The sequence below is a fragment of the Streptomyces sp. NPDC050743 genome, from assembly GCF_044456925.1.
Classification (GTDB): Bacteria; Actinomycetota; Actinomycetes; order Streptomycetales; family Streptomycetaceae; genus Streptomyces.
The window spans coordinates 56032-66212 of sequence record NZ_JBITGJ010000048.1 but is presented as its reverse complement, the minus strand read 5'-3'; the positions used below and the strand labels follow the sequence as shown (position 1 = coordinate 66212).

Here is a 10181-nt window from a genome sequence, read left to right as displayed (position 1 = left end):
GGAGCGAGAACCAAGCACGCACTGCCTCTGTCGATGAGAACGTATGCCTGCACCGTGTGTGGAGCGGTGTCCCCCAGGGACAAGAACTCCGCCCGTGTGATGCTGGTCCGGGCAGGTTGGAACCCGGACGGTGTCGAGGGCGTAAGACCACCCGGGGCCGCCGGCTCCGGTGGCGGCCTGAGCCGTAAATCCCCGCTCAGCCCTGGAGGGTGACCAATCCACTCCCTTCAGGGAGGGGAGCCTTCAAATCGCCGTTGTCACCCTGCGCGGTGGCGTGCGCCGCGGCGCGAGGAACAGCGCTGCCGACAGACCGGCGGACACCGCGCCGGCACGGAGGAGGGTACGCATGGGACTGATCCATCCTCGAGTGGCCTACGGGGAAGATGTGGAGGGGGCGACCCAGCTTCCAACTCCCGCTGACCAAGGGTCAATCACGAAGACACAACGCCTGCCCGGCGCCACCGGCGCACGGAGTCACGAACCGGCGGACACCGCCAGAAAAGCCCCCGTCAGCAAGGCCACCCCGCACCCCGCCAGCACCCACGCCGCCCGCGTCAGCCGCATCCCGCCGGCCACCACCACCGACGCCAGCAGCAACGCCCCGCCCAACGGCACCCACGCGTACAGGATCCCCGCCGGACCCGAACGCACCGCGTCCCGCGTCCCCGGCTTCAGCACGACGTCGTACGTCCGCCCCTTGCGCACCGCGACCGACTCCGCGATCTCCACACGCGCGCGTGCCCGCGCCCCCGCCGACGTCGGCGTGAACGGACCACTGCAGGTGTCGTGCGCGCAGACGGTGACCCGCACCGTGCCCTGCTCCCGCCCCTTGGCCAGCATCACGTGCTGCGCCGTCCCCCAGGAACCCCACACCCCGGCGAACAGGATCAGCGCGGCGAGCGCGCCCGTCGCCGCAAGCCGCCCGAACCGCAACGCGGACACGGACACCTGACGAGCTGAGCTGGCTGTGGCGGGCATGGCCGGGATCATTGGCCATACCACCACGACCGGTCAACTCACCCGGGAACCAAAGCCGTACAAGTCACCAGTTGTACGACGCCCCGCACCACACCTCGCACCCTCATGAGTTGTACGCGCTCTGCGCCCGCTCCAGCCCCTCGATCACCAGACACTCCACCGCGTCCGCCGCACGGTCCACGAAGTAGTCCAGCTCCTTGCGCTCCGCCGACGAGAAGTCCTTCAGCACGAAATCCGCCACCTGCATACGACCCGGAGGCCGGCCGATCCCGAACCGCACCCGGTGATAGTCCGAACCCATCGCCTTCGTCATCGACTTCAGACCGTTGTGCCCGTTGTCACCACCGCCCAGCTTCAGCCGCAGCGTGCCGTAGTCGATGTCCAGCTCGTCGTGCACGGCCACGACGTTCGCCACCGGCACCTTGTAGAAGTCCTTCAGCGCGTTCACCGGACCACCGGACAGATTCATGTACGACATCGGCTTCGCCAGGATCACCCGCCGGCTGCCCGGCCCCGCCGGACCGATCCGCCCCTCCAGCACCTGCGCCTGCGCCTTGCCCGCCCGCTTGAACTTCCCCCCGATCCGCTCCGCGAGCAGCTCCACCACCATGAAACCGACGTTGTGCCGGTTCATGGCGTACTCCGGCCCGGGATTCCCGAGCCCGACGATCAGCCAGGGGGCATTGGCGGGGGTGGTCACGTGCATGTCTCCTTGATACGCGCCAGCCGCCGCTCCCCGCGAGGGAGAGCGGCGGCTGAACGGATGATGACGACGTCAGAGGCTGACGCCGGCGGATCAGGCCTCGGCCTGCTCCTCGCCCGCCTCGGCGGCCTCGCCCTCGGTCTCCTCGACCTGGGCCTGCAGCACCTGCAGAACGACCGCGTCCTCCTCGACGGCCAGGGTCACACCGCTCGGCAGGGTGATGTCCTTGGCCTGCACGGAGGCACCGGCCGCCAGGCCCTCGACGGAGACCGTGACGGCCTCGGGGATGTGGGTCGCCTCGGCCTCGACCGGCAGCGTGTTCAGGACGTGCTCCAGCAGGTTGCCACCCGGGGCCAGCTCGCCCTCGGCGTGCACCGGGATCTCGACCGTGACCTTCTCGCCACGCTTGACCAGCAGCAGGTCGACGTGCTCCAGGAAGCCCTTCAGCGGGTCACGCTGCACGGCCTTCGGGATCGCCAGCTCGTTGGTCTTGCCATCGATGTCCAGGGAGATCAGGACGTTCGGCGTACGCAGCGCCAGCAGCAGGTCGTGACCCGGCAGGGTCAGGTGCACCGGCTCGGTGCCGTGGCCGTAGAGAACAACCGGAACCTTGCTGTCACGGCGGATGCGACGGGCCGCACCCTTGCCGAACTCGGTACGGGTCTCGGCGGAAAGCTTCACCTCGGACATGATGATCACTCCTCGTAGGAACTCGGAACGGACGTGGTCACCCGGCCACGAACGGCCTGCTACGAAGAGCGCGTCGATAACGGACCGCCGAACCCCGTCACAAACGGAGAACGGCCTCCCTCGCCGAGCAACTGCAGCAGTCTACTCGGACCGGGAGGCCGCACCCAAAAGGATCTCCGGCTACCTCACACAGCGGGGCCGCGGAAACCTCACTGCTCGTCGAAGAGGCTCGTCACCGAACCGTCCTCGAACACCTCACGCACCGCACTCGCGATCGTCGGAGCGATCGACAGCACCGTGATCTTGTCCAGATCCCGGCCCAGCTCCGCCGGCGTCGGCAGCGTGTTCGTGAACACGAACTCACTCACCCGCGAGTTCTTCAGCCGGTCCGCGGCCGGACCCGACAGCACACCGTGCGTCGCGGTGACGATGACGTCCTCCGCACCGTGCGCGAACAGCGCATCGGCCGCGGCACAGATCGTGCCACCAGTGTCGATCATGTCGTCGACGAGCACACAGACCCGGCCCTTGACCTCACCCACGACCTCGTGGACGGTCACCTGGTTCGCCACATCCTTGTCACGCCGCTTGTGCACGATGGCGAGCGGCGCACCCAGCCGGTCACACCAGCGGTCCGCCACCCGCACACGCCCCGCGTCCGGCGACACGACCGTCAGCTTGTTCCGGTCCACCTTCCCGCCCACATAGTCGGCGAGCAGCGGCAGCGCGAACAGATGGTCCACCGGCCCGTCGAAGAAACCCTGGATCTGATCCGTGTGCAGATCCACGGTCAGAATCCGGTCCGCCCCCGCCGTCTTCATCAGATCGGCGATCAGACGCGCCGAAATGGGTTCACGACCCCGGTGCTTCTTGTCCTGCCGCGCGTAACCGTAGAACGGCACGATCACCGTGATGGAGCGAGCCGACGCACGCTTCAGCGCGTCGATCATGATCAGCTGCTCCATGATCCACTGGTTGATCGGAGCCGTGTGGCTCTGGATCACAAAGCAGTCCGCACCACGCGCCGACTCCTGATAACGAACGTAGATCTCACCGTTCGCGAAGTCGAAGGCCTTCGTCGGGACGACCCCGACACCCAGCTCGTGGGCGACCTCCTCGGCAAGCTCGGGGTGGGCGCGGCCGGAGAAGAACATCAACTTCTTCTCGCCGGTCGTCTTGATCCCGGTCACAGCACTGTCTCCTCAGAGGTTGTCTCAGCCAGCCGACTGCTCACACGACCCCCCGTCAGGGCATGGAAGGCCGTATCCGCTGGTAAGGGCGCGGGTGCACGCGTGCGGATGTGCACTTATCACGGTACGCCGTGTTTGACGCAGCCGTTTCCGGTCAGGCCTCGCTCTCACCGCTCCGGGACGCCGCCTCGGCCGCCTTCGCCGCCGCGCTCCCCGGACGCTTGCGAGCCACCCAACCCTCGATATTCCGCTGCTGACCACGGGCCACGGCCAGCGAACCGGGCGGCACATCCTTCGTGATCACCGACCCCGCGGCGGTGTAGGCACCGTCCCCGACCGTGACAGGAGCCACAAACATGTTGTCCGACCCCGTCTTGCAATGCGAACCCACGGTCGTGTGGTGCTTGCTCTCACCGTCGTAGTTCACGAACACACTCGCCGCGCCGATGTTCGTGTACTCACCGATCGTCGCGTCACCGACATAGGACAGATGCGGCACCTTGGTGCCCTCACCGATCGAGGCGTTCTTCGTCTCGACGTAGGTCCCGATCTTGCCCTTGGCGCCGAGCCGGGTCCCGGGCCGCAGATACGCGTACGGCCCCACGCTCGCCTCCGCCCCCACGACCGCCCCGTCCGACACCGTGTTGTCCACCCGCGCCCCGGCACCCACCCGCGTGTCCTTCAGCCGGCTGTTCGGACCGACCTCGGCACCCTCACCGAGCCGGGTGGAGCCGATGAGCTGCGTGTTCGGATGAACGACCACGTCCCGCTCGAAGGAGACGGTCACATCGACCCAGGTGGAGGCGGGGTCGACGACGGTGACCCCGTCGAGCATCGCGGCGGTCAGCAGCCGGTCGTTGAGGATCCGGCGCGCCTCGGCCAGCTGCACCCGGTTGTTGATCCCCGCGATCTCCCGGTGATCGCCGGCCACCGAGGCGCCGACCCGGTGACCGGCCTCGCGCAGGATCCCGAGCACGTCCGTGAGGTACTCCTCACCCTGGCTGTTGTCCGTCCGCACCTTCTTCAGCGCGTCCGCCAGCAACTGCCCGTCGAAAGCGAACACCCCGCTGTTGATCTCCCGGATCGACCGCTGGGCGTCGGACGCGTCCTTGTGCTCCACGATCGCGGTGACCGCGCCCGTCGCCTCGTCCCGCACGATCCGGCCGTACCCGGTCGCGTCCGGCACCTCGGCCGTCAGCACGGTCACGGCGTTGCCGTCGGCGGCGTGGGTCTCCGCGAGCTGCTTCAGCGTGTCGGCGGTGAGGAGCGGCGTGTCCCCGCAGACGACCACGACGGTCCCGTCCACGGCCCCGCCCAGCTCCTCCAGCCCCATGCGCACGGCGTGCCCGGTGCCGTCCTGCTCCGCCTGTACGGCCGTCCTGGTGCCGGGGTCGATCTCGGCGAGGTGGGCGGCGACCTGCTCACGGGCGTGGCCCACGACCACGACCAGGTTCTCCGGGTCCAGTTCCCGGGCCGCGGCCAGTACATGGCCCATGAGGGAACGGCCACAGATCTCGTGCAGGACCTTGGGTGTGGCCGACTTCATACGGGTGCCCTCACCCGCTGCGAGAACGACGACGGCTGCCGGGCGGATGGCGCTCACGGGGTTGCCCTTCGGCTGTGGGTGAGTGGGGGTGACAGCCGCAGGATACCGGGGGGACTTCTGGGGGACATGAGAGCGGGCCCTGGCGGTGCAGTCACCGGTCAGGGCCCGAACCTGGGTTTTGTGTGCTGTGTGCTCCCGGAGAAGGATTCGAACCCTCATTCAACGGACCAAAACCGTTTGTCCTGCCCTTAGACGATCCGGGATTATTTGCGCGCTATGTCCGATTTGATTGATCGGCTTCGCGCACGGCCTCCACTATGCCGTACCAAGAGCCTTCGATGCGACGGTACAAGTCGGCTCCTTTCAGGACTTTGATCACGAGGCAGCCACGGTAGTTGTCACCGGTGTTCTTGCGGATCGTCTTTGGGTTGTGCTTCTTGAGAGTCGTCTTGTTGAAAGCGGAGCGGTCCGCGCCGACGAGGTCGGCCCAGTACCGCTCGGCCCCCGCCACGTCTGCGTTCTCGTGAATCATGACGGTGTAACGCAGTCGCTCGCGCTCCACCCCCAGCAAGTCGAGCCAGGCGAGGAAGACCTCGATGACTCCTGGGTCGCTGTTCACGAAGGTGACGTTCTCGCGGCGGTCATACGGCTTGTCCTTGCTTCCTTCGGCCCAGTAGAGGCTCACGCCCGCCAAGAACAGTTCGCGGGCGCAGAGACTCCCGATCGCCCGCTTGGCGGCGTCTTTGGTGTGCTGGCGCTCCTCGTCGCGAATCCGCAGCTTCGCTTCCCAGCCCCGCCTTGCGATGGCTGCCGCCTCCTCTGGGCTCCGCTTGCGCTCGGGCCGAGGTAGATCCCGCACCCACAGCGAGATCGAGCTCTTGGAACACCCCAGCTCCACCTGGATCTGGTCGTAGGTCCACCCCTGGAGTCGCAGCTCTCTCGCCTTTTCCCGCAGGTCGTCCTTCGCGTTCGGGCGCTTGGTCCACTCGGGAGGCGGCTCGCCCTCCAGGAGGCGGTTGAGGATGTCGTTGTTGTCGACGTGCAGCCGGTCGCGGATCTGGCGTCGGCTGAGCCCTGCCCGGCGCAAGGCGACCGCGCGCTCCCGCAACCCCTCGAAGTCGGCGTACCTGCCAGGCGACTGTGCCATGGGCATACCGTCCGGCCGGAGTGATCCGTTCCGGGGTCGAACGGGAAGGGTTCGCCAGTTCGAGTGATTCCGGTGGGTTTCGAGGTCGTTCGGTTACCGAGCGTGGTGTGTGGAGGTCGGTGAAAGTCACCGGAAAAGCCGCAGCCCTCGCCCGTAGGCTGGAGGCATGACCACGACGGGGGAAGAGCACACTACGGCCCTGACCGGGCCGTGGTGGTGGGCCAGGTGGCGCAGTGCGGTGCTCGACGGGAGTCTCGCGCTGGTGTCGGCCGTGGAGTGCGGCGCGGAGGGTGTTCCGTTCGCCCGGGATGCCGGCATTCCGGCGGCGGTGGGGATCGTTTTCGGGGTGATCGCCGGCTCCGTGTTGCTCGTCCGGCGGAAGTGGCCGATCGCCGTCGTGCTCGTGGCCATCGCGATCACGCCCGCGCAGATGGGGTTCCTGCTCGGGATCGTCGGCCTGTACACGCTCGCCGCGTGTGAGCTGCCGCGCCGGGTCATCGGGGCGCTGGCGGGGATGTCGCTGGTGGGGACGGCGGTCGTGACGTTCGTGCGGGTGCGCCAGGACATGGCGCGGGGCGATCTGACGCTGGGTGACTGGTTCGTGCCGTTCGCGGCGGTGACGACGGCGTTGGGGCTGACGGCTCCGCCGGTGCTGCTGGGGCTGTACGTGGGGGCGCGGCGGCGGTTGATGGAGAGTCTCAGGGAGCGGGCGGACAGTCTGGAGCGGGAGCTTCAGTTGCTGGCCGAGCGGGCGGAGGAGCGGGCCGAGTGGGCGCGTAACGAGGAGCGGACGCGGATCGCCCGGGAGATGCATGACGTGGTCGCGCATCGGGTGAGTCTGATGGTGGTGCATGCTGCCGCGCTGCAGGCGGTCGCGCGGAAGGATCCCGAGAAGGCGGTGCGGAACGCGGCGCTGGTGGGGGACATGGGCCGGCAGGCGTTGACCGAGTTGCGGCAGATGCTGGGAGTGCTGCGGGCGGGGGAGGATCCGGTGCGGCGTGCTCCGGCGGTGCCGTTGGCGGCGGTGGGGGAGGCGGCCGCGGCCGCGGCTTCCCGGGTGGTCGAAGGGGACGGTGCGGTGGAGGGGCCGTGTCTGTCGGAGCTGGAGGAGCTGGTCGGGCAGTCGGCGGCCGCGGGGATGGTCGTGGATCTGTCGGTGGAGGGGGAGGCGCGGTCGTATGCGGCTCGGATCGAGCAGACGGCGTACCGGGTGGTGCAGGAGGCGTTGACGAACGTCCACAAGCACGCGGCGGGTGCGAAGACGTATGTGCGGTTGGCGCATCGGGTGTCGGAGATCGCGATGCAGGTGGAGAACGAGCCGCCGCCGGAGCCGGAGCCGGAGCCGGGGTCGGCGTCGGCGGCGGGGCTGCCGTCGGGTGGGAACGGCCTGGTGGGGATGCGGGAGCGGGTTGTGGCGCTGGGTGGTGTGTTCGTGTCGGGGCCGACGGAGGCGGGGGGTTTCCGGGTGTCGGCGGTGATTCCGGCGGCGTGAGGCGCGCTCGTCCTGCGCTTGTCCTGGGGTTCGGGTGGGGTCAGCCCGCGGTGAGCCTCACCGGCTCGATGCCGGTGATGAGGGTGGTGAGGGCGTGGTCGATGTCGGGGCCGACGTACCAGTCGCCGGTGTGGTCGAGGGTGTAGACGCGGCCTTCGGTGTCGATGGCGAGGACGGCGGCGGTGTCGGTCTCTTCGCCGAGGGGGCAGAGTTCGGTGCCGAGGGCGCGGCCGAGGTCGCCGAGGGTGCGGGCGTGGTGGCGGCCGTGGAGGGGGTCGAGGTGGAGGGTGGCGGGGGCGATCTGCCGGCCGGGGCCGCCCGGGGTGATGGTCAGGCCGCCGAATTCGGCCCAGGCTTCGACGGCTGCGGGGAAGACGGTGTGCCGGTGTCCGGCGGGTGAGGTGTGCTCGCGCAGGGCGTCGGCCCAGATCTCTGCCTGCTTTATGTCCCAGCGTCCGGGTTGCCAGCCGGCGGCGCGCAGGGCGGCGTCGACGAGTACGGGGAAGCGCGGCGGGGTGGCCCCGTGCTCGTGGCGGGGGGCGGACTGGGGAGTGGTGGCGTTGTCGGGGTGCATCTGCCCTTCGTTCGTCGTGCTTGCGGGGTGGTGCTGCGGTCGTCGTGTCTGCGGGTGGTACTTCGGTTGACGGTGGTTTTCAGCCGTCGGTTGCCGTGGGGTCGACGATGCGGACGCCGAAGTGGGCGCTGAGGGCGGTGCAGGCGCGGCAGGGGGTGGCGAAGCTGCCGTGGAGGGGGTCGCCGTCCTCGCGTATGCGGCGGGCTGTGAGTTTGGCCTGTTTGAGGGCTTTGCGGGCTTCGCCGTTGGTCATGGGTTTACGGGCGGCGCGTTTGCTGCGTGCGGCGTCGGCGGCGGTGAGGTGCCGGGAGATGAGGATGGTTTCGGCGCAGCGGCCGGTGAAGCGGTCGCGTTCGCCGCTGGTGAGGGTGTCGAGGAAGTCCTGGACGAGGGGGTGGAGGGTGGGGGGCTGGTCGCCTCGGGCGGCGGTGCCGGTGAGGGTGGCGCCGAGGACGGAGAGGGCGGCGGCGACGGTGGGCAGGATGCCGTCGCGGCGGTGGCGGAGGGTGGGGGCGGGGGGTGTGTCGGTGCCGCTCCAGCCGATGCGTGGGTCGCCGGACCGCACGTCCGTACCTCCGGTTCGCAAGGCGTTCATGATCGTTTCCCCTCCCCGGGCATCCCCCCGAAGGACACAGGGTGCCAAATGCCGTGGCCGCTGCGGAAGCTGGGGCGGTGCGACACGCCAGGGTCGGGGTTGGTCGTCACGGTGGGGTGACGGCTGGTCACGGAAGCGGAGGGGTGGTTTCCCCGTGCATGCGGTGGGCCGGTGACCGGGGTTCGCGTACCGCATAGGCTGTCGGCATCCGCGATCGACACCGCCGATTTGAGGCCAGAGAGAACGCCGCAGGGGGCTACCGCCATGACGACAGGTCGGCTCGGGCAGCAAGCCGCGCCGCCGAACGCGGCCTACGCCGGGCAGGTCGTGCACTTTCCGGATCCGGTCCGGGCGGCGCGTCACCCGAGAGGGGTACGGGTCGATGAGCGTGGTTACCCGGATTTCTCCCCGTACGCGCGCGTGGCGGTGGAGATCGCCGAGCCGCCGGAGGGTTTCGGTGTCGACGAGTTGCGGCTGACAGACTATGTGTCGGCGAACGCGGCGTTGGCCGCGGAGCGGCACGAGTTGTGGGACACGGTGCCGGATGTGGCGACGCCGCACGGCTGGACGTGGCATCACGTGGCCGGGACGCGGCGGCTGGAGCTGATCCCGGTCGAGGTGAAGGCGTTGTTGCGGCATCACGGTGGGGTGGCGACGGCGGCGGTGGACCACGGCAAGCGGGGGACGCGGCCGTTGCAGGAGACGCGGCCGGCGCATTTCGGGCTGCCGAAGTCGGGTGTGGCGGTGTCGGAGGCGCAGGTTCAGGGTGTCGAGGAGGATCTCGGCTACCGGCTTCCGGGCGCGTATCGCTCGTTTCTGAAGGCGGCGGGCGGGTGCGCGCCGGTGGGCACGGCGTTGGACGCCGAGTTGGGGCTGCTGCTGGACCAGCCGTTCTTCACGGTGCGTGAGGAGGCAGCGGCAAATGACCTGGTGTACGTGAACAAGTGCCTGCGCGACCATCTGACGAAGGATTACCTCGGGGTGGCGTTCGTGCAGGGCGGGTTGCTCGCGGTGAAGGTGAAGGGCGAGCGGCCGGGTTCGGTGTGGTTCTGCGCGTACGACGACGTGCGTGATGTGGATCCGTCGTGGCCGCCGGCGGAGCGGGTGGAGCGTCTGCTGCTGCCGTGCGGTGATGATTTCGACGCCTTTCTGTCGCGGCTGGCGGGCAGTCCGCCGGAGTTGGAGACGGTGGCGAATCTGATGGTCGACGGCGGCTTCGCGCGTGTCGTTCCGGTGTCTTCCGGCTCGGTGGGGGAGTGAGCTTCA

The 10181-nt window shown here is 69.0% G+C and carries 10 protein-coding genes, 1 tRNA gene and 1 pseudogene; 3 read left to right on the top strand and 9 right to left on the bottom strand.

What is annotated here, in order from left to right:
• Positions 1-213 (top strand): annotated as a pseudogene (locus ACIBJF_RS33540) (hypothetical protein); the annotation flags it as partial.
• 261 nt (positions 214-474) lie between these two features.
• Here the strand turns inward: ACIBJF_RS33540 and ACIBJF_RS33535 are convergent.
• From ACIBJF_RS33535 to ACIBJF_RS33505, 7 genes are all read right to left on the bottom strand, one after another.
• Entirely contained in the window at positions 475-990 is a 516-nt protein-coding gene (locus ACIBJF_RS33535; protein ID WP_399179413.1) for a hypothetical protein, read from the bottom strand.
• A gap of 91 nt (positions 991-1081) precedes the next feature.
• Positions 1082-1684: an aminoacyl-tRNA hydrolase gene (gene pth, locus ACIBJF_RS33530; RefSeq protein WP_399179411.1), complete on the bottom strand. Its 603-nt coding sequence runs from the start codon at positions 1682-1684 to the stop codon at positions 1082-1084.
• A gap of 90 nt (positions 1685-1774) precedes the next feature.
• On the bottom strand, positions 1775-2371 hold the full coding sequence (locus ACIBJF_RS33525; RefSeq protein ID WP_399179409.1) for a 50S ribosomal protein L25/general stress protein Ctc: 597 nt from the start codon (positions 2369-2371) through the stop codon (positions 1775-1777).
• 209 nt (positions 2372-2580) lie between these two features.
• On the bottom strand, positions 2581-3561 hold the full coding sequence (locus ACIBJF_RS33520) for a ribose-phosphate diphosphokinase (RefSeq protein WP_399179407.1): 981 nt from the start codon (positions 3559-3561) through the stop codon (positions 2581-2583).
• 154 nt (positions 3562-3715) lie between these two features.
• A complete protein-coding gene (gene glmU, locus ACIBJF_RS33515) occupies positions 3716-5164 on the bottom strand; it encodes a bifunctional UDP-N-acetylglucosamine diphosphorylase/glucosamine-1-phosphate N-acetyltransferase GlmU (protein WP_399179405.1) in 1449 nt (482 codons plus the stop codon).
• A gap of 135 nt (positions 5165-5299) precedes the next feature.
• Positions 5300-5370, bottom strand: a tRNA-Gln gene (locus ACIBJF_RS33510).
• 11 nt (positions 5371-5381) lie between these two features.
• Positions 5382-6254, bottom strand: a complete 873-nt coding sequence (locus tag ACIBJF_RS33505) for a hypothetical protein (RefSeq protein ID WP_399179403.1) — start codon at positions 6252-6254, stop codon at positions 5382-5384.
• 166 nt (positions 6255-6420) lie between these two features.
• On the opposite strand from ACIBJF_RS33505, the gene ACIBJF_RS33500 reads away from it, so the two are divergent.
• Positions 6421-7746, top strand: coding sequence for a sensor histidine kinase (locus tag ACIBJF_RS33500; RefSeq protein ID WP_399179401.1), 1326 nt, complete (start codon positions 6421-6423; stop codon positions 7744-7746).
• A 40-nt stretch (positions 7747-7786) separates the two neighbouring features.
• Here ACIBJF_RS33500 and ACIBJF_RS33495 read toward each other — a convergent pair whose 3' ends face one another.
• Positions 7787-8320, bottom strand: a complete 534-nt coding sequence (locus ACIBJF_RS33495) for an SUKH-3 domain-containing protein (protein WP_399179399.1) — start codon at positions 8318-8320, stop codon at positions 7787-7789.
• A 79-nt stretch (positions 8321-8399) separates the two neighbouring features.
• Positions 8400-8915, bottom strand: a complete 516-nt coding sequence (locus ACIBJF_RS33490; protein ID WP_399179398.1) for a YwqJ-related putative deaminase — start codon at positions 8913-8915, stop codon at positions 8400-8402.
• Positions 8916-9179: 264 nt separating this feature from the next.
• Between ACIBJF_RS33490 and ACIBJF_RS33485 the strand changes: the two genes are divergently transcribed.
• Positions 9180-10175, top strand: coding sequence for an SMI1/KNR4 family protein (locus ACIBJF_RS33485; protein ID WP_399179396.1), 996 nt, complete (start codon positions 9180-9182; stop codon positions 10173-10175).
• Positions 10176-10181 lie beyond the last annotated feature (6 nt).